20 protein-coding genes are annotated in these 22217 nt (G+C 61.6%); 9 read left to right on the top strand and 11 right to left on the bottom strand.

Annotated features, from left to right (window positions below):
- The 8 genes from J0909_RS10205 (at position 1) to J0909_RS10170 (ending at position 10537) form a co-directional block, all read left to right on the top strand.
- Positions 1 to 3021 (top strand): proline dehydrogenase family protein, encoded by a 3021-nt coding sequence (locus J0909_RS10205; RefSeq protein WP_207262579.1) that lies wholly within the window; start codon positions 1 to 3, stop codon positions 3019 to 3021.
- Positions 3022 to 3327: 306 nt separating this feature from the next.
- The gene (locus J0909_RS10200; RefSeq protein ID WP_207262578.1) at positions 3328 to 3909 is read left to right on the top strand and encodes a TetR/AcrR family transcriptional regulator; all 582 of its coding nucleotides are present in this window, start codon (positions 3328 to 3330) and stop codon (positions 3907 to 3909) included.
- Between the two features lie 17 nt (positions 3910 to 3926).
- The gene (locus tag J0909_RS10195) at positions 3927 to 6053 is read left to right on the top strand and encodes a SulP family inorganic anion transporter (RefSeq protein ID WP_207262577.1); all 2127 of its coding nucleotides are present in this window, start codon (positions 3927 to 3929) and stop codon (positions 6051 to 6053) included.
- A 21-nt stretch (positions 6054 to 6074) separates the two neighbouring features.
- A complete protein-coding gene (locus J0909_RS10190; protein WP_207262576.1) occupies positions 6075 to 7292 on the top strand; it encodes a response regulator in 1218 nt (405 codons plus the stop codon).
- A 21-nt stretch (positions 7293 to 7313) separates the two neighbouring features.
- On the top strand, positions 7314 to 9056 hold the full coding sequence (locus J0909_RS10185) for a sensor histidine kinase (RefSeq protein ID WP_207262575.1): 1743 nt from the start codon (positions 7314 to 7316) through the stop codon (positions 9054 to 9056).
- Position 9057: 1 nt separating this feature from the next.
- Positions 9058 to 9408 (top strand): response regulator, encoded by a 351-nt coding sequence (locus J0909_RS10180; protein WP_207262574.1) that lies wholly within the window; start codon positions 9058 to 9060, stop codon positions 9406 to 9408.
- A gap of 16 nt (positions 9409 to 9424) precedes the next feature.
- Complete coding sequence (locus J0909_RS10175) at positions 9425 to 10075, top strand: sensor histidine kinase (RefSeq protein ID WP_207262573.1); 651 nt, start codon at positions 9425 to 9427, stop codon at positions 10073 to 10075.
- A 33-nt stretch (positions 10076 to 10108) separates the two neighbouring features.
- A complete protein-coding gene (locus J0909_RS10170; RefSeq protein WP_207262572.1) occupies positions 10109 to 10537 on the top strand; it encodes a response regulator in 429 nt (142 codons plus the stop codon).
- A gap of 76 nt (positions 10538 to 10613) precedes the next feature.
- Here J0909_RS10170 and J0909_RS10165 read toward each other — a convergent pair whose 3' ends face one another.
- Genes J0909_RS10165 through rpe form a run of 3 tightly spaced genes read right to left on the bottom strand, consistent with a single transcriptional unit; the run spans position 10614 to position 13741 of the window.
- Positions 10614 to 11111: a GNAT family N-acetyltransferase gene (locus J0909_RS10165; protein WP_207262570.1), complete on the bottom strand. Its 498-nt coding sequence runs from the start codon at positions 11109 to 11111 to the stop codon at positions 10614 to 10616.
- Positions 11112 to 11113: 2 nt separating this feature from the next.
- Complete coding sequence (locus J0909_RS10160) at positions 11114 to 13042, bottom strand: ATP-binding cassette domain-containing protein (protein ID WP_207262568.1); 1929 nt, start codon at positions 13040 to 13042, stop codon at positions 11114 to 11116.
- Between the two features lie 48 nt (positions 13043 to 13090).
- Positions 13091 to 13741 carry a ribulose-phosphate 3-epimerase gene (gene rpe / locus J0909_RS10155; RefSeq protein ID WP_207262566.1) on the bottom strand — a complete coding sequence of 217 codons (651 nt, stop codon included), beginning with the start codon at positions 13739 to 13741 and terminating at the stop codon, positions 13091 to 13093.
- A 143-nt stretch (positions 13742 to 13884) separates the two neighbouring features.
- Here rpe and J0909_RS10150 point away from each other — a divergent pair, with 143 nt between their 5' ends.
- On the top strand, positions 13885 to 14709 hold the full coding sequence (locus J0909_RS10150) for a substrate-binding periplasmic protein (protein ID WP_207262564.1): 825 nt from the start codon (positions 13885 to 13887) through the stop codon (positions 14707 to 14709).
- 46 nt (positions 14710 to 14755) lie between these two features.
- Here J0909_RS10150 and J0909_RS10145 read toward each other — a convergent pair whose 3' ends face one another.
- The 8 genes from J0909_RS10145 to J0909_RS10110 form a co-directional block, all read right to left on the bottom strand.
- Positions 14756 to 15082: a hypothetical protein gene (locus J0909_RS10145; protein WP_207262562.1), complete on the bottom strand. Its 327-nt coding sequence runs from the start codon at positions 15080 to 15082 to the stop codon at positions 14756 to 14758.
- A 15-nt stretch (positions 15083 to 15097) separates the two neighbouring features.
- On the bottom strand, positions 15098 to 15547 hold the full coding sequence (ahbA, locus tag J0909_RS10140) for a siroheme decarboxylase subunit alpha (RefSeq protein WP_207262560.1): 450 nt from the start codon (positions 15545 to 15547) through the stop codon (positions 15098 to 15100).
- Positions 15548 to 15715: 168 nt separating this feature from the next.
- Complete coding sequence (gene ahbD / locus J0909_RS10135; RefSeq protein WP_207262558.1) at positions 15716 to 16900, bottom strand: heme b synthase; 1185 nt, start codon at positions 16898 to 16900, stop codon at positions 15716 to 15718.
- Between the two features lies 1 nt (position 16901).
- The gene (hemB, locus tag J0909_RS10130; RefSeq protein ID WP_207262557.1) at positions 16902 to 17882 is read right to left on the bottom strand and encodes a porphobilinogen synthase; all 981 of its coding nucleotides are present in this window, start codon (positions 17880 to 17882) and stop codon (positions 16902 to 16904) included.
- Between the two features lie 164 nt (positions 17883 to 18046).
- A complete protein-coding gene (gene ahbC, locus J0909_RS10125) occupies positions 18047 to 19240 on the bottom strand; it encodes a 12,18-didecarboxysiroheme deacetylase (RefSeq protein ID WP_207262556.1) in 1194 nt (397 codons plus the stop codon).
- 143 nt (positions 19241 to 19383) lie between these two features.
- A complete protein-coding gene (locus J0909_RS10120) occupies positions 19384 to 20565 on the bottom strand; it encodes an OmpA family protein (RefSeq protein WP_207262555.1) in 1182 nt (393 codons plus the stop codon).
- Between the two features lie 102 nt (positions 20566 to 20667).
- The gene (locus J0909_RS10115) at positions 20668 to 21003 is read right to left on the bottom strand and encodes a hypothetical protein (protein ID WP_207262554.1); all 336 of its coding nucleotides are present in this window, start codon (positions 21001 to 21003) and stop codon (positions 20668 to 20670) included.
- A gap of 13 nt (positions 21004 to 21016) precedes the next feature.
- Entirely contained in the window at positions 21017 to 22159 is a 1143-nt protein-coding gene (locus J0909_RS10110) for a YIP1 family protein (protein ID WP_207262553.1), read from the bottom strand.
- Positions 22160 to 22217 lie beyond the last annotated feature (58 nt).

Below are 22217 nucleotides of genomic sequence, written 5' to 3'. Positions count from 1 at the left end.
ATGTCCGTTACACCGACCTCCCTGGACCCGAGAATTATCGCTCGGGGCAGGGAGTTTTTTACGTCCATTTCCGGCGAATCTCCTTCGGTTTTCAACAAAGGCTGGTGGACTGGAAAGGTCATGGATTGGGCCATGAAGAACGAGGATTTCAAGGTCCAGATGTTCAGATTCGTTGATGTTCTTCCCTGCCTGAACACCTCGGAATCCCTGTCGCGCCATATCGAAGAATATTTTGCGGGCGAGGACTCCAACATCCCCGACGTGCTCAAGTGGGGGGCGACCAAGACCAAGTTCGGCGGCGGCCTGGTGGCCAAGGTCCTGCACAAGACCATCCGCGCCAACATTGAATCCATGGCCCGCCAGTTCATTATCGGCCAGGAGGCCAAGGAGGCGGTCAAGGGCATCAAAAAACTGCGTAAGGACGGGTTCGCCTTTGTCCTGGATCTGCTCGGCGAGGCCACCGTGTCCGAGGTGGAGTCCGACGCCTACCGCGACGGCTATCTGGAGGTCCTGGACGCCATCCATAAGGAATTGGACAAGTGGAAGCCGCTGGGCGGCGGCGAGGGTGGCCTGGACTGGGGCCAGGCCCCCAAGGTCAACGTGGCGGTCAAGCCCTCCGCCTTCTATTCCCAGTCCAAGCCCGTGGACTTCGAGGGCACTGTGGACGGCATGGTCCACAGTATCGAGCCGGTCTACAGGAAGGTCATGGAGATGGGCGGTTTCATGTGCATCGACATGGAGCAGCTTAAGTACAAGGAAGCCACCGTGGAGCTGTACAAGCGGTTGCGCCTCAAGTACCCGGACTACCCGCACCTGGGCATCGTTTTCCAGGCCTACCTCCGGTCCGTGGACGAAGACGTCCGCCTGCTCATCGACTGGGCGCGCGGGGTCAACCTCCCCATTTCCATCCGGCTGGTCAAGGGCGCCTATTGGGACTACGAGACCGTGCTGGCCAAGCAGAACGATTGGCCCGTGCCCGTTTGGACCTACAAGCCCGAGTCCGACATGGCCCACGAGCGCGTGGCCCGTTATATCCTCGAAAACCACGACATCTGCCATTTCGCCTGCGCTTCGCACAACATCCGGACCATTGCGGCGGTCATGGAGAACGCGGCCGAGCTGAACGTGCCCGAGGACCGCTACGAGTTCCAGGTCCTCTACGGCATGGCCGAGCCCGTGCGCAAGGGCCTCAAGAACGTGGCCAAGCGCGTGCGCCTCTACTGCCCCTACGGCGACCTGTTGCCCGGCATGGCCTACCTGGTCCGCCGCCTGCTCGAAAACACGGCCAACGAATCCTTCCTCAAGCAGACCTTTGCCGACGAGGCCGACAGGGACCGCCTTCTGGAAAATCCCCAGGAGACCCTGCGCCGCCAGCTCGAAGGCAAGTGCAAGGCCGAGTCCGGGGAAGGGGAAGGGCTGCCCCGGTTCAAGAACTATCCGCCCGTGGACTTCACGATCCCGGCCGAGCGCGAGGCCTATCCCGCGTCCATCGCCAAGCTCCGCGCGGCCATGGGCAAACAGGTCCCGCTGTTCATCAACGGCAAGGACGTGACCACCGGCGACACGCTCGATTCGTATAACCCGGCCAATCCCGAAGAGATCATCGGCACTGTCTGCCAAGCGGGCGTGGCCGAAGTGGACAGCGCCGTGGAAGCCGCCCGCGAGGCGTATTTCACCTGGCGCGATGCGCCCCCCGAGACGCGCGCCGAGGTCCTGCTCAAAGCCGCTGAGTACCTCAAGGCCAACGTCCACGACATGGCCGCCCTCCAGGTCCTCGAAGTGGGCAAGCAATGGGATCAGGCCCAGGCCGACGTGGGCGAGGCCATCGACTTCCTCGAATACTACGCCCGCGAGATGATCCGTCTGGGTAAGCCCCGCCGCATGGGCCGGGCTCCCGGCGAGATGAGCCATCTCTTCTATCAGGGCAAGGGCGTGGCTGCGGTCATAGCTCCATGGAACTTCCCCATGGCCATCTCCGTGGGCATGGTCTCCGCCGCCATCGTCTGCGGCAATCCCGTGGTCTACAAGCCCGCCGGATCGTCCTCCTGCGTCGGCCGCGCCCTGGTGGACATGTGGAAGGCCGCCGGGCTGCCCGACGGTGTATTCAACTATTGCCCGGGCCGGGGGTCGGTCATGGGCGACCATCTGGTGGACCACCCGGACGTGGCGCTCATCGCCTTCACCGGCTCCATGGAAGTGGGCTTGCGCATCCAGGAGCGCGCGGCCGTGGCCCAGCCCGGCCAGCAGCATTGCAAGCGGGTCATCGCCGAGATGGGCGGCAAGAACGCGACCATCATCGACGACGACGCCGATCTGGACGAGGCCGTGCTCGGCGTGCTCTATTCCGCCTTCGGCTTCCAGGGCCAGAAGTGCTCGGCCTGTTCGCGGGTCATCGTCCTCGACGCCGTTTACGACCGCTTCGTCGGCCGTCTGGCCGAGGCCGCCCGGTCCATCAAGCTCGGCCCGGCCGAGAACCCGGCCAATTACATGGGGCCGGTGGTGGACAAGGCTGCCCAGAAAAACGTCCTGCGCTACGTCAAGATCGCCGAGGAGGAGGGCAGGGTGCTGGTCAAGCGCGAGGTCTCCGACGACCTCAAGGCCACGGGCGGTTGCTACGTGCCCCTGACCATCGTCGAGGATATCACCCGGGAAGACCGCATCGCCCAGGAAGAGGTCTTCGGCCCGGTGCTCTCCGTCATGCGCGCTGCCGACATGGACGAGGCCCTGGCCATCGCCAATTCCACCAAGTTCGCCCTGACAGGGGCGGTCTATTCCCGCAGCCCGCACCATTTGGAGCAGGCCTACAGGGAATTCCGCGTGGGCAACCTCTACCTGAACAAGCACTCCGTGGGCGCGCTGGTCGAGCGCCATGCCTTCGGCGGCTTCAAAATGTCCGGCGTGGGCTCCAAGTCCGGCGGCCCGGACTATCTGCTTCAGTTCATGGACCCGCGTCTGGTTTGCGAAAACACCATGCGCCGAGGGTTCGCCCCCATCGAGGAGGGTGACGACTGGCTGAGCTAGACGCCTGTTCGTTCCGACAACGCAACCCCCTGCCCGGACATCGGGCAGGGGGTTTTTTGTCTCCACGGCTCGGGACGAAAAGGGGGAGGACGAGAAGCATTCAGGGCGGCAGAGCAACTTTTTTTCATTTCTTTTCGAAAGACCGATTTCGGGTATTCGACTTTTTCAATAATTTTATGTGCCTTGATTGTGAAACTGAGTGCATACTCAGTTTTGGGGATTTTTTTGACATTGTAGGATTTTACAAAGTATGAGGGAAAAAACTGAGTGAACACTCGGTACGCTTGGGAAAAAAGGATCAAAGGCATGAAGAAGAAGGAATCCATCCTCAAGGCCGCCACGTTCATGTTCGCGCACAAGGGGTTCACGGACACGTCCGGGCAGGAACTCGCCCGCCTCACCGGGGTGGCCGAGGGGACCATCTTCTATCATTTCAAGACCAAAGAAGGGTTGTTGCTGGCGATCCTGGAGCAGACCAGGGATGAGATAGTGGACCAGTTCGAACGGTTCTTTGAGAACAGGCCGTTCAAGTCCGGTCTTGAGATGACGGAGGAGGTCATTTCATTCTATCTCTATCTGGCGGGCCTGATGGAAGACAAGTTCCTGCTGTTGCACCGTCACATTCTCTACCAGTTCTCCGAGTCCAACCCGGAGTTCAGGGGGAACCTTGAAGATATCTACAATTGCCTCGTGGACATCTTCGAGAAGGCCATCGTGACGGGGCTGGAGGATGGTTCCATCAGCCAGGAGGTCCAACCCAGGAAATCGGCGCTCATTCTGTTCACGATGGCTGATGGTCTGGTTCGGTTCAAAAACTACAACCTGTACGATGCGGGCGCGCTGTTCAACGAGTTGATGCGGGCGTGTCGCAGGATGTTGCAGGCGTAATGCAAGGAAGAGGCTGCATGCTTTCACGAATATTCCCCTTTATCGGCTGGTTCAAAGGGTACAACATGGCGGCGTTTAGGGCCGACGCCATCGCGGGGCTGACCGTCGCCCTGGTGCTCATCCCTCAATCCATGGCCTACGCCCAGTTGGCGGGCATGCCCGCCTACTACGGTCTGTACGCGTCTTTCCTTCCGCCCCTGGTGGCAGCCCTCTTCGGCTCCAGCCGTCAGTTGGCCACCGGCCCCGTGGCCGTTGTCTCCCTCATGACCGCCGCCTCGCTTGAGCCTCTGGCCACGGCGGGCAGCGAGGGATACATCGCCTACGCCATCCTGCTGGCCCTCATGGTCGGCGTCTTTCAATTCCTGCTCGGCGTGCTCAAACTCGGCCTGGTGGTCAACTTCCTGTCCCACCCCGTGGTCAACGGATTCACCAACGCTGCGGCCATCATCATCGCCTCGTCCCAGTTCTCCAAGCTGTTCGGCGTTTACGTCGATGGCGCCGAACACCACTACGAGACCATCATCCGCGTGGTCGAGTCCGCTTTTCAGTACACGCACTGGCCCACCCTGGGCATGGGCGTGCTCGCCTTCGGCATCATGGTCGGTCTCAAGCGTGTCAATCCCAAGATCCCCAACGTTCTGGTGGCCGTGGTCGTGACCACGGCTCTGTCCTGGGGGCTGGGTTTCAATCATGACATCAAGATTTCAGAGGACGCCATCCGCATTCCGGCCGTGCATGAGGCCATTATCGGCTTCAACGGCACCGTGGGCGCCCTGGATGAACTGGCCCTTGAGCGTGCTTCCATGGCCAAGCGGATGGAGGAGGCCTCGGCCTCCGGCGACCCGCTCAAGGTCCTGGACATCCAGCATGCCCAGAACGTCATCGGCGTGAAGATGACCGCCCTCAAAGAGAAGGCCCACGAAATGCGCACCGAGCTGCGCGAGGTGCTCATGTCCGGCGTGGAACAGCCCGGCGGCGGTCTGCTTTTCTTCGAGCGGGGCGCGGTCCCGGCCGGCATGACCGACGATGGCCGGACCTGGCGCATGAAGGTCGGCAACACCAAGCTCGACACCGCTTCCCTGAAGATGATGGGCGGCGGGGCCGTGGTCGGCGTGGTCCCTTCGGGCATCCCTGCCATCTCCATGCCGAATCTGGACCTCAAGGTCCTGCTGCGCCTGATCCCGTTCGCAGCGATCATTTCCCTGCTCGGCTTCATGGAGGCCATCTCCATTGCCAAGGCCATGGCCGCCAAGACCGGCCAGCGGCTGGATCCCAACCAGGAGCTCATCGGCCAGGGGCTGGCCAATATGATCGGTGCCTGCGGCAAGAGCTACCCGGCCTCGGGTTCGTTCTCTCGCTCGGCGGTCAATCTCCAGGCGGGCGCGGTTACTGGCATGTCCTCCGTGTTCACCTCGCTCATGGTCGTCATCGCCCTGCTTTTCTTCACCCCGCTCCTGTACCATCTGCCCCAGGCCGTGCTGGCCGCGGTCATCATGATGGCCGTCATCGGGCTGATCAACGCCTCGGGCTTCATTCACGCCTGGAAGGCCCAGTGGTATGACGGGGCCATCTCCATCCTGTCCTTCGTCTGCACCCTGGCCTTTGCCCCGCACCTGGACAAGGGCATCATGGTCGGCGTGGTCCTGTCGCTGCTCGTCTTCCTGTACAAATCCATGCGTCCGCGCGTGGCCACCCTGTCCCGGAGCGAGGACGAGTCCCTGCGCGACGCCACGGCCTTCGGCCTGAAGCAGTGTCAACACATCGCCCTGGTCCGTTTCGACGGCCCGCTGTTCTTTGCCAACGCGAGCTTCCTGGAGGACCAGATCACCGAGCGGATGATGGGCAACGACAAGCTCAGGCATATCATCATCGTGGCCAACGGCATCAACGACATGGACGCCTCGGGCGAGGAAGCCCTGTCGCTCATTGTCGACCGGGTCCGCTCCAGCGGTCTGGACATCTCTCTGTGCGGCGTGAACGAGGCGGTCATGGCCGTGCTTGAGCGCACCCACCTGCTGGAGAAGATCGGCAAGGATCACGTCTACGCCACCATGGAGGCCGCCATCTGCGCCACGCACGAGAGTGCGCACCGCAACGGCGACGAAGATAGTTGTCCCCTCACCACCGTTTGCCGCCTGGCCTAAAGGCGCTAAAAGGGAGTCGATATGTCAGTCATTACCGTTTTCAACGGATTGTTTTGCGAAGCCGGAGTGGTGGTCAAGCGCGTCGTGGACGCCACGAACTGCCGCCTCGTTACCGATCAGGAGATCGTGGCCGACGCCGCCAGGCTGTCGGGCATGGCCGAGGACCGCATCGCCCGGGCCTTCCAGGCCAAGACCTCGGTCTTCAATTCCTTCAGTCATGAAAAGGAGCAGGCCATCGCCTGGATGCGCCTGGCCGTGGCCAAGCGGCTGGTCGAGGACGATACCCTGGTTATCCCCGGGTTCGCCTCGCAATTGCCCGACCCGGCCATCGGCCATATCCTCAAGGTCTGTCTTATTTCCGACATGAAGGCGCGCGTGGGCGTAGCCGAACGCGAAGAGGGCTTCGCCGAGAAACACGCCCTGAAGCTCATCCGCAAGGACGACGAGGACCGTGCCGCCTGGGTCAAGGCTCTGCGCGACGTTGACGATCCGTGGTCCGGCACCCTCTACGATCTGGTCCTGCCCGTGGCCTCGACCGGCATGGATCGTTGCGCAGACCTCATCGTCGAACAGCTCGGCAATGCCGCGGTCCAGGTTACGGACAAGACCCGCGCGGCCGTGCAGGATTTCCTGCTCGCCGCCAAGGTGGAGACCGTGCTCGCCAAGGAGGGTCACAGCGTCCAGGTCTCGGCCCACAAGGGCACCGTCACCCTGACCATCAACAAGCACGTGCTCCTGTTGGAGAAGCTGGAACGCGAGCTGAAGTCCATCGTCTCGGGCGTGGACGGCGTCCTGGCCGTGGAGGCCCAGGTGGGCAAGGGCTTCCACCAGACCGACATCTACCGCAAAATGGACTTCGAGGTCCCTTCCAAAGTCCTGCTCGTGGACGATGAGCGTGAATTCGTCCAGACCCTGTCCGAGCGGCTGATGATGCGTGACATGGGTTCGGCCGTGGTTTACGATGGCGAATCCGCCCTGGACCTGGTGCGCGACGACGAACCCGAGGTCATGATCCTCGATCTGAAGATGCCCGGCATCGACGGCATCGAGGTCCTGCGCCGCGTCAAGGGCGAGCATCCGAACATCGAGGTCATCATTTTGACCGGGCACGGCTCGGAGGCGGACCGCAAGGTGTGCATGGAGTTGGGCGCCTTCGCCTATCTGCACAAGCCCGTGGACATCGACGTCCTGAGCGAGACGCTCAAGGCCGCCAACGACAAGATCAGGGCCGAAAAGTAACGGCGGGAGCCGGGTGACGTCATGGCATCACTGTTTGAGAAGATACGACCGCAATTCTGGGACACGGACGACGGCGGCGGGGCGGGCAAGAGCCTGTTCGACTACCGGCGCATCTGGCGTTTCGCCATCATCCTGCTGGCGCTGGTTGCGCTCATCCCCCTGATGGTCATGGCCTTCATCGACTACAACGTCACCCGGCACTCCCTGGAATCCGAGAATCTGCTGCGCACGTCCCGAACCACCTCCAACACCCGCCGGGCCGTGGCCTACTTCCTGGAGGAACGGACCAAGGCCTTGGAGTTCCTGGTTCTGGATCAAGGCATCAACGCCCTGCGCGATAGCCGGAAGCTGGCCAACGTGTTGGCTTCTCTGCAACAGAGCTTCGGCGGGTTCGTGGATCTCGGCGTGATCAACGACAAGGGACGGCAGGTCGCCTATATAGGTCCCTATGACCTGCTCGGCCGCGACTACAGCGGCCAGGAGGGGTTCGCCACGGCCATGGCCCACGGCACCTATATCAGCCGGGTCTTCCTCGGCTTCCGCGACGAGCCGCATCTGGTGGTTTCGCGCAAAGTGCGCGACAATCGGACCGGCGAGAACTACATGCTCCGAGCCACCCTGGATACGGACCAGTTCAACTCCATCCTGCAACTCGATCTGCCCGGCGGCGGCGACGCCTTCGTGGTGGACCGCGACGGTTTCATCCAGACTCCGTCCAAGGAGCACGGCTCCTTGCTGACCAAGGTGGACCTGGGCATCCCCGGCTATTCGGATACGACCCGCGTGGAGCGGGTCCGGGGCGGGGACGGCCGGGAATACACCGTGGGCTACGCCTACATCCACGACAGCCCGTTCATCGTCCTGGTGGTCAAGCGCACCCGGGAACTGATGAAGCCGTTGCAGACCATCCGCATGGAGCTGCTCTGGATTTTGATTTCGAGCATCCTGATCATCCTGCTGGTCATCGTGGGTGTGGCCACCTACATGGTCAACAAGATCTACATCGCGGACCAGACCAGGGCGCGGACCTTGCACCGCATGGAGCACACCAACCGCATGGCTTCCATCGGGCGGCTGGCGGCTGGCGTGGCCCACGAGATCAACAATCCCCTGGCCATCATCAACGAGAAGGCCGGGCTGATTCGCGACCTGTTCATTTTCAAGCAGGAGTACGCCCACGATGAGCGCCTGCTTGGGAATATCGATTCGATCATCAACTCCGTGTCCCGGTGCGGCAAGATCACCAAACGGCTGTTGAGCTTCGCCCGGCATATCGACGTGGAGATGGATGAGATCGAATTCAAGGACCTGGCCAACGAGGTCGTGGACTTCCTGCGCAAGGAAGCCGAGTACCGTTCCATCACCATCGAAATGGACATCCCGGAGAACCTGCCCCCGTTCATCTCGGACCGGGGCAAGCTCCAGCAGATATTCCTCAACCTGGTGAACAACGCCTTCCAGGCCATGAACGACGGCGGCCATCTGTCCATCTCGGCCCGGGATACCGCCTGCGATCACCTGGTTTTTGCCGTGGCGGACGACGGCTGCGGCATCCCGGAGGCGGACATCAAGCGCATCTTCGATCCGTTCTTCTCCACCAAGAAGAAGACCGGCGGAACCGGGCTCGGCCTGTCCATTACCTACGGCCTGGTTCAGGAACTGGGCGGGACCATGAGCGTGGAGAGCGAAGTGGGCAAAGGTACTACCTTCACCATAACCATGCCCCTCAAGGGGACCAAGCCCGAAGACAAGAACAAGGCATAGCATGAAAGTACTTTTGGTAGACGATGAAGTGGAACTGGTTTCCGCCATGGCCGAGCGCCTCGGCTTCCGGGACGTGGACGCGGACTGGACGGACAACGGCGAATCGGCCATGGAAATGGCCGACAAGACCGCCTATGACGTGGCCGTCCTGGACATGAAAATGCCCCGGCTGAACGGCTTGGACCTCATGGAACGGCTGGCGGAAAAGCACCCGGGCATGAAGTTCATCTTTCTGTCCGGCCATGGCTCGGAATCGGATTTCAAGGCCGGTTGCGCCGCGGGCTGCAACTACCTGATCAAGCCCATTCAGCTTGAGGAACTCGTCGCTCTGATTCACAAGGTGGCGGCGTAACGACAAAGGAGGGGGCATGAGCCGAACCCAGTGCGAGACCCGCGAAGGGCTCAGATTCTTTGGACGCATCAGTGCGTCGGTGTCCCATGAGATCAAGAACGTGTTCGCCGTGATCAACGAGGCGGCCGGGCTGATCGAGGACCTCACGCTCATGGCCGGGCGCGGAATGCCCCTTCAGCCGGAGCGCCTCAAAAGCGCGGCCAACTCCATCCAGGGCCAGGTCAAACGCGGCGATGCCATCGTCAGGAACATGAACGCGTTCGCTCACTCCACAGACGAGGACGTCCGCGAAGTGAACCTGATCGAAGCCTTGAAGTTGGCGGTGGACCTGACTTCCCGTTTCGCCGATATGCGGCGGATCAAACTGACCGTGGGCGAAAGTGAATCCGTGTCCATGGCCGCGTGCCCCTTTGATCTGACGCGCCTGCTGCACTCCTCCATGGCGGCGGCGTTTGATTCCATGCAACCGGGCGATACGTTGGTCATCACCGTGTCTCCCGCCGACGGCGGCGCATCGTTCTCCCTTTCCGTGCCCGGAAAGGATGCTCCGCTGAAGAATGACGAGCCGTTTGCAGACTTGGCCCGGGCCATGGGCGCCCGCGTCGAGACGGACGAAAAAACCGGGATCAGCCGGTTGCTGCTTGCGGCCGAGGGCGCACCCGCGTAGAACAACATTCATACCAAATCGGAGAATAGAAAAATGGCAGAAAAAGTACTGCTTATCGATGACGAAGTGGAATTCCTCGAAGCCCTGTCCGAACGGATGGAGATCCGAGGCATGGACGTGACCACGGCCGAGAACGCCGCCGCCGCGGTAAGCGCGATCAATTCGGGCGACTTCGACGCCATCGTGCTGGACCTGCAGATGCCGGACATGAACGGCATCGACATGCTCAAGGTCATCCGCAAGACCAACCCGGACATGCAGGTCATCCTGCTCACCGGCCAGGCCACTCTGGAGGCGGGCATTCAGGCCATGAAGCTCGGAGCCATGGACTTCATGGAGAAGCCCGCGGACATCGACGCCCTGACCGACAAGATCAAAAAGGCCCAGGCCAAGAAAATGGTCATCGTGGAAAAGAAGACCGAGAAAAAGGTCAACGACATCCTCAAGTCCAAGGGGTGGTAGACCCCATCGCCAATGACGAAAAAAGGCTGCCGGGATCGTTCCGGCAGCCTTTTCGTTTTTCGTGGGGACGGATTTTTTAATCCGTCAGGACCAGGGTCATGGCGTGCCAGACCGCGCCGCCATGGGTGGACCGGGACGGCCCGTCGTCGGTGAAGCCGAAACGGGCGTAAAAGGCGGTCAGCGGTTCTTTGCACAGGAGCTTGATTGCGGACTTGCCCATGTCCCGGGCGTGCCCGATGAAGTTGGTGAGCAGGGTGCCCGCGATGCCGCGCTGCCGGAATGCGGGGAGCACGGACAGGGAGAAGATGACGATGTTGCGGCCGTCCGGGTCGTGCCCGATGAGTTGCTTGAATTCCTCGTCCGTGATGTCGTCCTTGTCGGTGGAGCCCGCATTCACCTGGCCGACCACCTTGCCTTCCCATTCGGCTACCAGAAATCCTTCGGGATAGATCTCGATGCGGTTGCGCAGGCTGCTCGCCCAGGCGGCTTCGGCGGGCGGGAAACAGTTGGCTTCGATGGTATGGCAGGCGGTCAGGTCGTCCATGTCCGCATGGCGTATGGTCAGGGCTTTCATGATCAGTCCAGCTCCACGCCCTCAAGGGCGGTTTCGAGTTCTTCCCAGGTCTCATAGGCGATTTCGAGATCGGACTCAATGGTTTCCAGGCGTTTTTGGTCATCGGCCATTATCTCGCCGGAATTCTTGTAGTAGTCCGCCGCCGACATGCGTTCCTGCAGCGTTGCGAGTTCGCGCTCCAGCCCTTCGATGCGGCCGGGCATGACCTTCAATTGCTCCCGTTTCCCTTCAAGTTCGAATTTTTCCTTGTAGCTCAATTTCCGCTTGGCGGACCGGGGGCGTTCCGGCTCGGGTTTAGGCTTGCCCGTCTTGGCCGGAGCGGGCGCGGCTGACGGTCGCTGGCGTAGCCAGTCGTCGTAGCCGCCCACATATTCGGCGACCACGCCATGCCCTTCGAAACCGATGGTCGAGGTGACCACGTTGTTCAGGAAGTCGCGGTCATGGCTGACCAGGAGCAGGGTGCCGGAGTAGTCCATGAGCAATTCCTCCAGCAGGTCCAGGGTCTCGGCGTCCAGGTCGTTGGTCGGTTCGTCCATGATCAGGACGTTGAACGGGCGGGTGAACAGCCGGGCCAGGAGCAGCCGGTTGCGCTCGCCGCCGGAGAGTACACCCACGGGGACCTTGGCCCTGTCCGGGGTGAACAGAAAATTCTTCAGGTGGGTCATGACGTGGCAGCGGTAGCCGTTGATGTCCACGAAGTCGTTGCCTTCGGCCACGTTGTAGCGGGCGGAACGGGTCTCGTCGAGCTGCTCCCGGAGCTGATCGAAGTAGCTGACCTGGAGGTTGACCCCCTGACGGACGGAGCCCGACTGCGGCTTGATTTCGCCGAGCAGGATTTTGAGCAGGGTGGTTTTTCCCGCGCCGTTGGGTCCGATGAGCCCGACCTTGTCGCCGCGCATGATGGTGGTGGAGAAATCGGCGATGAGCGGAACGTCGCCGTAGCCGAAACAGAGATGCTCGGCTTCAAGAACCAGCTTGCCCGTGCGCTCGGCCTCCTGGATGACCATCTTGACCGACCCCACCCGTTCCCGCCGGGCTTCGCGCTCTTCGCGCAACTTTATGAGGTCGCGCACGCGGCCCATGTTCCGGGTGCGCCGGGCCTTGATACCCTGCCGTATCCAAGTCTCCTCTTCGGCCAGCTTGCGGTCGAAGTTGTGATTCTGCTTGGCCTCGGCGGACAGGGCATCCCCCTTGCGCTGCAAATAGGTTTCGTAGCCGCATTCCCAACTGGTCAGCTGTCCCCGGTCCAGCTCCACGATGCGCGTTGCCAGACGGCGCAGGAAGGCGCGGTCGTGAGAGACGAAGAGCAGGGCCGCATTCTGGCGCAGGAGGAAATCCTCCAGCCAATTGATGGAGTCTATGTCCAAATGGTTGGTGGGCTCGTCCAGGATGAGCAGGTCCGGGTTCGAGACCAGGGCGCGGGCCAGGAGCACGCGGCGTTTGGTGCCGCCGGACAGGGATGCGAAACGTGCATCGCCGTCGAGCTTGAGGTGCGAGAGCACGGCCTCAATGGTCTGGTGGTGCGGCCATCCTCCGGCCTCTTCCAGGGCGTGCTGGGCCGTTTCCAGGCGGTTAACCAGGTCCGGTCCGGGCTCGGGGGATTCCGCCAGAGTGCGGGAGGCGTCGTGGTAGGCGGCCAGGTGTTCTCCGACCTTGCCCAATCCTTGGGCCGCGATGTCGTAGACCGTGCCCGCCAGATCCTGGGGCACCTCCTGGGGGAGCATGGCCACGCGGCAGCCGCGCTGATAGTCCACGGAGCCCGAGTCGGGCGGAGTGATGCCCTCGATGATGGACAGCAGGGTGGACTTGCCTTCGCCGTTGCGGCCGATCAGGCAGACGCGTTCGCCCGGCTCGATCTGCATGGACACCTTGTCCAGCAGTACCGTTCCGGTGAAATTGATGGAAATATCTCGTAAACTGACCAGGGCCATAATGTTGCTCAAAGAAAAGGGGCTGTCGGACAGCCCCGTGGTTGTTCGTTACTTGCAGGCGTCCTGAAACGCCTTGTGCCGGTCGCCGTAGGGCGGGTGTTTGAAAAATGCCGAGCCGGATACGAGTACGTCTACGCCTGCCCGCGTCAGTTCGCGCGCGTTGTCCAGGGTCACGCCGCCGTCGATCTGGATCAGGGTGTCGGTCCCGGCCTTGTCGATCATGGCCTTCAGATCGCGGACCTTGTCCAAACAGAAGGGGATGAACTTCTGGCCGCCGAAACCGGGGTTCACGGACATGATGAGGACCATGTGCAGTTGCGGCAGGAGATAGCGGATGGCCTCGGGCGGGGTGTGCGGATTGAGGGCCACGGCCGGTTTGGCCCCGGCCTCGGCTATCTGGGCGCAGACCCGTTCCAGGTGCGTGCACGCTTCGGCGTGAACGCAGATCAGATCGGCCCCGGCATCGGCGAAGTTACCGACATATCGGCCCGGATCGTTGATCATCAGGTGGCAGTCAAAGAACAGGTCCGATTTGGCGCGCATGGATTTGATGATCGGCGGGCCAAAGGTGATGTTGGGCACGAACATGCCGTCCATGACATCCAGGTGGACCCAGGTGAGGCCCGCTGCTTCCAGGGCCTTGAGCTCGGTTTCCATGTTGGCGAAGTCCGAGGAAAGCATGGAGGGGGAAAGAATCATTCGCGTCGCTCCGCTTGGTGGTTTTGCTGGCACAGGTGTACCCGCTCGCGGCCGGGACCGCAAGGGTTTCCGGGGAGCCAGCCGGGGACGGGCGGAAAAATGCCGTGACTTCGCCCGGGGTGAAGGTATATCATGCCGTCGATATGAAGAAAATATATATAACTAGATTGAATTATTATATTTTATTTGTTGTCGCTTGGCTGTCGATCACGCTTTTCGGCCTCCTCCCATTCGCCGAGGCGCAGCCGTTCACCTTCTATGTGGACGAGGTCCCTCCCTTCATCTCCATTGCAGATAAAGGCTTGATCTCCGGCATGGCCGTGGATGTGGTTCGTGAGCTGATGGCTTCCGTCGGGCAGCCTGTCTGGCAGGGGAACATCCGACACATCAATTGGGCCAGGGCGATCAGGACCGTTGAGACCACTTCGGGCACCGCACTCTTCGCTCTGGTCCGGACCCCACGGCGGGAGAAAGCGTTCAAGTGGGTCGGACCCATCGCCAAACTCAATCTGGGGCTGGTGGCGCACAAGCCCTTCGGAGCCGCCCTCCGTGGCCTCGAGGACCTGAGCAACTACCGTATCGGCGTGGTCCGCGACAGCGGCCCCTCGCATATTCTCGCAAGCGAGTTCGGAATTCCCGAAGCCACGCAGGTGAAGGTCAAGAACGCCCTGATCCAGTTTCGGATGCTTCGTGCCGGGCGGGTGGATCTGATCACCCAGGCGGACACGGCCGTGCCCGTCATCCTGCGGGAGATCGGCATGAATCCCGCCGAATTCGAAATGGCCTGCGTACTCAAGCCGTTGGAGCTTTATCTGGCCTTTAATCCGTCAGTGGACGATCTCTTGGTGGCCCGGCTTCAAGCGGAACTGGAAGACATGAAACGTGAAGACGAGAACGGGGTCAGCCGCTACGGCATGATCATGAATCGTTTTTTGGAAGGCGGGGCCACCGCTCACCACAGGCAGTAAGCCGTATGGTCTGAAGTGGCGACTGTCTGCGTCGGAGGGAGAGGCGTCAGGGCTGTTCCTGGACCAGCCGTTCGGTCGCGTAGCCGAGCAATCCGCCGAGGACCAGAGCGATGCCGAGGACTTGGAGCACGCCGGGTGTGTCGCCCGGATGGAGCAGGATGCCGAGCGGCAGGGACGTCAGCACGGCGATGAGCATGCCCGTGGCCCAGCTTTCCAAAGGCATGCGCGCGTAGGCGATAACGATACCCAAGCCCAGCCAGTGGAGCAAGATCGCGGCCACGCCCTGCCAGTGAAAGGCCATGAGGGCCATGGGAATGGCGTTCAGAATGCCCGCCGCCAACCCGAGCAGAAGAATCTTGCACAATTTGGGCATGTCCTTCCGGCCTTCCTATTTGTCCATCTTGAAATCGACTTTGATCTTGAACAGCTTGTCCGCCGGGAGATTGAGGACCTTGATGCCCGTGGCTTGGGTGATGGATGCGAGGATCGCCTCCACCGCGTTCATGTCCGGGGCGATGAGCGCGAACCAGACGTTGAACTCGTTCTCGCGCAGATAGTTGTGCGTCACGCCGTCGTGCTTGTTCACCTCGGCCACGAACTCGTCGAGCTTGTCCTCGGGCACCGAGGCTGCGCACAGGGTGGATTGCCAGCCCAGCGCCTGGGACGTGAAGTTCGCTCCCATACGCCGGATCAGCCCGGAAGCCTTCATGGCCCGTATTCGTTCCAGCACCTCGGCCTCGGTCAAGCCCACCTGCTTGCCGACCTCCTCGTAGGGGCGGGAAGCCAGTGGAAAATGGGACTGGATAATATCGAGTATTTGCTTGTCGTATGCGTCCATGGGATGCCTCCGGCAGCCAGAGGGAAAACTTTTGAAAAAGTTTTCCCTCTGGACTCCCTTTCAAAACTTTTTATCGCGCCTTCGGCGGGTACGTCGACGCGCGCCATCTTTTTTCCAATACCGACCCGCAGGTCAAGCGGTCCCATCCCCCGGCCGCCGGAGGCCTCATCATGCCCTCGGCTTTTTCTTCGGGGTGTAGGAGCACAGGGGCTCCTCTTTGAGGTAGTGCCCGTTCATGGTCTGGGCTCGGGCGCGACAGCCGCCGCAGACCTTTTCGTATTCGCAGTGGCCGCACTTGCCGTCGTAGGTTTCGGCATGGCGCAGGTTGTAGAATTGCGGGGAGTTCTTCCATATCTCCGGGAAGGGAATCTCACGGATGTTGCCGCAGTTGAGGTCCAGGTAGCCGCACGGCTGGACCTGGCCCCTGTGGGAGATGAAGCAGAAGCCAATGCCGCCGAGGCAGCCGCGCGAAACCGCATCCAGGCCGAAGTGCTCGAAATCGACCGGGACGCCTTCCTCTTTGGCCCGCTGGCGCAGGATACGGTGGTAGTGGGGCGCGCAGGTGGCCTTGAGCTGCATGTTCGTGGTCTTGCGGAAGTCGTAGAACCAGTTGAGCACGTCTTCGTATTCCTCGGCGGAGATGATCTCGGCGCCGAGTTCGACGGCCCGGCCCGTGGGCACGAGCAGGAAGATATGCCAGGCGGCCGCGCCGATCCGTTCGCAGAGATGGAAGATGTCCTTGAACAGATGGAGGTTGTGCTTGGTCACCGTGGTGTTGATCTGGAATTCGATGCCCGCGTCCTTGAGGTACTGGATGCCGCGCATGGAGGCGTCGAAGGCCCCGACCTCGCCCCGGAACTCGTCGTGCTGGACGGACTCGGGAGCATCAATGGAGATGGAGCAGCGTTCGATTCCCGCTTTCTTCATTTCTTGCGCGGTCTCGGGGGTGATCAATGTGCCGTTGGGGGCCATGACGCAGCGCATGCCCTTGTCCTTGGCGTAGGCGATGAGTTCGTAGACGTCGTGCCGCATCATGGGCTCGCCGCCGGTGAAGATGATAATCGGGGAGCCCACGTCCGGGAAGGTGTCGATGAGCGCCTTGGCCTCGGCCGTTGACAGCTCGCCTTCGTAGGGCTCGGGGTGCGCCTCGGCCCGGCAGTGTTTGCAGGCCAGGTTGCAGGACCGGGTCACTTCCCAGGCGATGAGTCGGCAGATAGGCGTAACGCCGTCGTCCAGGTATTTCTTGGGGGCGTGCTCCGCGCCGGGATGTTTGCCGCCGGGATGTCCGCCGGGATGGCCTTCGGGCGGACAGCCGGTCATGGGACCGCCGGGGTGATTCTGGTGTTCGCTCATATTATTTCAATACCTTGAGAACGTCTTCGGTGAAGTAGGAGAGGATCAAATCCGCCCCGGCCCGCTTGAAGGCGACCAGGGATTCCATGACGATGGCCTGTTCGTCCACCCAGCCGTTCAGGGCGGCGGCCTTGATCATGGCATACTCCCCGCTGACCTGGTAGGCGGCCACCGGGGTGTCGAAATTGTCGCGGACCAGCCGGATGATGTCCAGGTAGGGCTGGCCGGGCTTGACCATGAGGATGTCCGCGCCTTCCTCCAGGTCGGCGGCGGCTTCGCGCATGGCCTCACGTGCGTTGGGCGGATCCATCTGGTAGGTCTTGCGGTCGCCGAACTTGGGCGCGCCCTCGGCGGCTTCGCGGAAGGGACCGTAGAAGGCCGAAGCGTATTTGACCGCATAGGACACGATCGGGACGTTGATGAATCCCTCTTCGTCCAGGGCGGCGCGGATGGCGGCCACGCGGCCGTCCATCATGTCGGACGGGGCGATCATGTCCGCCCCGGCCCGGGCCTGGGACACGGCGGTCCGCGCCAGCAGGTTCAGGGTGGGGTCGTTCTGGACGTATTCGTTTTTGACCACGCCGCAGTGGCCGTGGGAGGTGTACTCGCACAGGCAGGTGTCGGCCATGATGATTAGCTCGGGCCAACGCGTCTTGATCATGCGGGTGGCCTTCTGGATGATGCCGTTATCGTCGTAGGCCCCGGAGCCCAGTTCGTCCTTGGTCTTCGGAATGCCGAAGAGCATCAGCGCCTTGAGGCCGTTGTCCACGGCCTCGGCCACCTTGAGCTCCAACTGCTTGAGGGAGAGCTGGTATTGGCCGGGCATGGACGGGATTTCCTTCTTGAAATTCTCGTCCTCGGTGTCGATGACGAAGTAGAGCATGACCAGGTCGTTGGCAGTGACCGCATGCTCCCGCACCAGTTCGCGCATGGCGGGCGAAGTCCGTAGCCTGCGTCCGCGATAGAAATCCGTGGGTATCATGATTCGCTCCAGGAAAGAGATTCAGTTTGATTCGTTCTACACCGGTCCACACCTATCCCGCAAGGAGGTGCAACAATGCGCTCGAAATCGCGGGTAGGGGAGCGTCCGGAAAAAAAGCCGGGAAAATCCTTTCTCAGGATTCCCCCGGCCTTGGGATGGATTGGTTACAGCTTCTCGCCGGTGATTTCTTCGTCGGAGAGATAGCAGGCGGGGTCCTGGGCCCAGAAATCGCCGTAGTAGGCTTCGGCCCGGGCGCGGAAGTTGCCGCCGCAGATGTTCAGGAAGCGGCACCCGGCGCAGCGGCCGCCCACATGCGGGCGCTTGTCCTTGAGCTTGTGGAGCAGTTCGATGTTCGGATCGGTCCAGATCTCGGAGAAGGGGCGTTCCAGGACGTTGCCGAAGGTGTGGTGACGCATGAACTGGTCGGCGTGAACCTTGCCGTCCCAGGAGATACAGCCGATGCCGCGCCCGGAGGAATTACCCTCGTTCCACTTGAGCAGTTCGAGCACTTCCTTGGCGCGTTCGGGGTCTTCTTTGAGCAGTCGATAGTAGACCAGGGGGCCGTCGGCGTGGTTGTCCACGGTCAGGACTTCCTTGGGCAATCCCTTGTCGAACAGGGCGCGGGTGCGGTCCATGATCAGGTTGACCACGTCGCGGGTCTCCTGGTGATCCAGGTCTTCCTTGATCAGTTCGGAGCCCCGGCCGGAATAGACCAGATGGTAAAAACAGATGCGCGGGATGTCCATTTGCTCGATGAGGTCGAACAGGTGGGGAATCTCCACGGCGTTGCGCTTGTTGATGGTGAAGCGCAGGCCGACCTTGAGGCCTTCGGCCTTACAGTTTTCCACGCCCTGAAGGGCTTTTTTGTAGGAGCCCTTGACGCCCCGGAACTTGTCGTGGACCTCCTCGTTGCCATCGATGGAGATGCCCACGTAGGACAGGCCGACTTCCTTGAGCTCGCGGGCCTTGGACTTGGTGATCAGGGTGCCGTTGGTCGAGATGACCGCGCGCATGCCTTGGGCCGTGGCGTACTTGGCCAGGTCCACCAGATCCTCGCGGACGAGGGGTTCGCCGCCGGAGAAGAGCAGGACCGGAGCGCCGAACTGGGCCAGGTCGTCGATCATTTCCTTGGCCTGGTCCGTGGAGATGGGGTCCTTGTGCCCGCTCGGGTCGATGGCCTGGGCGTAGCAGTGGACACATTTGAGGTTGCACCGCTGGGTCATGTTCCAGACCACGACGGGCTTCTTGTCTTTGGAAAATTGAAGCAGATGGGACGGCAGCTGCCCGGATTCGCGGTTGTAACGCAAGGCGTCGGAAGCTTCCACGGCGCCGCAATACAATTTGGAAATGCCTATCATTAAATATACCTCTCAGGTGAAATGAAGGTCTCTCAGGTAGCACACAAAATGCGCGGTGTAAAAGACGAAAAAAGAGGCCAGGCATGGCCCCTTGTCGCGTGTTCGAGGTTGAAGATAAGAATTATTGCCAATAAGTCAAGCGGTCATTGCCGGGCCTGATTCGCCATCCGGATTTCAACTCGGCGGTTTCGTTGCCGATCTTCGGGCGTGGCTCCGGAGGTCAGGGGACGGGAATTGCCGAAGCCCACGGCCTCAATGAGGTCCGGGTTGATGTGCCACTTGTCCACCAGATAGGTTTTGACCGCTTCGGCCCGTTTTTTGGAAAGGGTCAGGTTGTATGCGGCGTCGCCTGAGGCGTCGGTATGTCCGCCCACCACGATGCTGCGTCCTTTGAACTCGGGCGAGTTCAGGGTTTCGCCCAGGGCGTCGAGCACGCCGCTGGACTCGGGCTTGATGGTCGCCTTGTCGAAGTCGAATCGGATGTTCAGGTCCACGCCCGAGATGGCCGGCCGGGGTGTTTCCTCTCCGTCCTGTCCGGTTTTGGCGGCCGGGGTCCGGGTGCCGGTTTTCTTGGATTGCCCGGCGGCCTGGGGTGCCGCGCCCGTTTCGGGCGGGAGATTTCGTTCCTGCACGCCGATGACCGGGTCCGCCGAGAGCTCGGTCTTTACCGCTTCGGGGGTGGAGACATAGGGGTAGTTCGCGTCGGGGTCGGGCAGCCACGCCTTGAGCGGGATGGTCATGTCCTTGGCTATGGCCCGGACGATCTGGTTGAAGGGGCTGTGGGACATGCGCGTTTCGTGAACGAAATAGATGTAGTCCTCGGGATTGCGCTGCTCGATGCGCGCGGATTGGAGCATGGTCCAGAGCAAGGTCCCGCTGCCTGCGGCGTAAATGTCCACCTGGATGGTCACGGCCGAGTCGTCCAGGGTCGTGCCGTCATAAAAATAGGGGACCCGGCCCATGACCAGCAGGTCCGCGCCCCGCCGGCGGGCCGATTCCAGGGCCGAGGAATATCCCTGGTAGCCGTAGCCCGGGGCCAGTTCCATGGTCGAGAAAAGGCGTTCCTCGGTCCAGGCGTTGAAGAATATCTGCGTGAAGGAGGTGGACAGGGCGGTGTGGTCCGCATTTTCCTGCTGGATGATGAAGGGGTGGAAGTAGGCGGTCAGGGGCGTGTACTGCTTGCCCCGGGGGTGGACCGCCACCTGGAGCGCCGATTTCCTGACGGGCGCGTCGGTGTAGACCTTGGTCTGGTCGGTCAGGGACAGGTCCACGTGAGAACACGCGGAAATAAGCAGCAATAAGCTGAAAAGAAAAGTTTTTTTCATATCGTTCACCGGCTGATGGTTGAAATCGTCCGGGCTTCCCGCCGGGGTTGCGGCGGGGCCGGAATACTCGATGGAATTAAAGCAATATGTGTGCCGGTGATGCTATTGGAGGGTCTGGGTGGGGGAAGGCGCGGACTCGATGGACTCCAGGAGTTGCTCGCGCGACTCCTGGAGTCCTTGTCTGAGGAGCAGTTTCTTGCCGGTGGAGAGCTTTCGGAATTCGGGCCGGTCGGCCAGATCCGAAAGCCGCTCCATCTCGACGATGACGCTGCGGATGAGCTTGTGTATGTCGGGCTCGCGCGGGTTGAGTTGGGAGGCGAGCAAGGCCAGGTCGCGGATTTCCATGGCCATTTTTTTGAATGTGCGCGGGTCGGTCTGGCGGGCCAGCTTGCGCTGGGCCTTCCATGTCTCGATTCTGCGTTTGAACCAGCCGGTCATGAGCCCTCCTCCCCTAGACGGTCGGCATCTGCCCCTTGAGCATGAGCAGGGCCATGATCATGCCCAACAGCAGAGGCAGCAGGAGCACGGGGATGACCTTCGTGTAGCTTGTCTTGTGGATGTATTTCAGGCCGATGGCGGTCAGGACCAACCCCCACAGGGCGTAGAGGAACATCCAGGCCGCCATGAATCCCACGGTGAACATGGGGATGATCCCGGTCATCATGGGCGCGTAGGCGTAGGCCACGGCCCGGAACGACCCCTCGAACCCCTTGTTGCCAGCCTTGAGCGCGTTGAGAATGGCGTGGTAGAAACCGGCGATGACGAACAGGGACAGGGCCACGAAGGCCGGGGTGAGCAACAACTCGAACAGGCCGTTGGTGGCGTCGTAGGGCACGGTCTGGAAGCCCTGTCCGGTGACGTCCACGCCCGGGGTCAGCCCGGCCACGCCCCAGGCGTACTGGGCCACGGTCTGGATCAGGGAGATCAGGATGGCGAAGGTCAACGGCTTGGACAATCCGTTGCCCACGGGCATGACCGAAAAGAACAGGCGCGGCGAGAACAGGACCAGCTTCAGGGTCAGAAACAGGCCATGGAAGAAGCCGTAGCGGTCCAGCTGTTCGAAGGGCGGCGGCACCTGCATGGGCGTCTCGTCGTTCTCGTCGTCCTGGAATTCCCCCTGCATGGGATCGGGGAAGTCCTCGTTGAATTCGCCGGTCCAGCCGGGCACGGGCTGTTGCTCCTGTTGGGGCGGTTCCGGCTGGTCGCCGATTCCTTCGAGGGGCTCGTCGTAGTGCTCGTCGGCGGGTTCGCTTCGCGCGGTGCGGGGCTTGTCGGGCGGGGTCATGGTGTGTAGACGCCGCCACAGCTCGTCGTCGTCCTCCGCCGCAGGCAGGTCCGGGAAGGCTTTGTCTTCGGGCTCGGGCCGGGAAAGCGGTTCGCCGCGGGGCGCCTCTTCGGTCGCGGGCGGGGTCTCGGCAGCGGCCTTGGGCTGGGTGGCCGGTTCGGGTTCCTCAATGAGAAATTCTTCTTCCGGCAGGTTGCGGAATTTGAATTTTGTCTGGCATTTCGGACAAGTAGCCACCTGCGAGCGGGCGGGAATCTTGTTCTCGTCTACCTCGCGGGTGAATCTGCATTCGGGACATGTTATTTGCATCGTGGTTCCTTGAAGGACATGAATATCATCGATGATCGGTCGTATACATTTTGTAGGT

Origin of the sequence: Desulfovibrio sp. Huiquan2017 (assembly GCF_017351175.1) — a bacterium.
Classification (GTDB): domain Bacteria; phylum Desulfobacterota; class Desulfovibrionia; order Desulfovibrionales; family Desulfovibrionaceae; genus Pseudodesulfovibrio.
The sequence above is the reverse complement of the archived record's forward strand: the minus strand, read 5'-3'. Positions and strand labels throughout refer to the sequence as shown.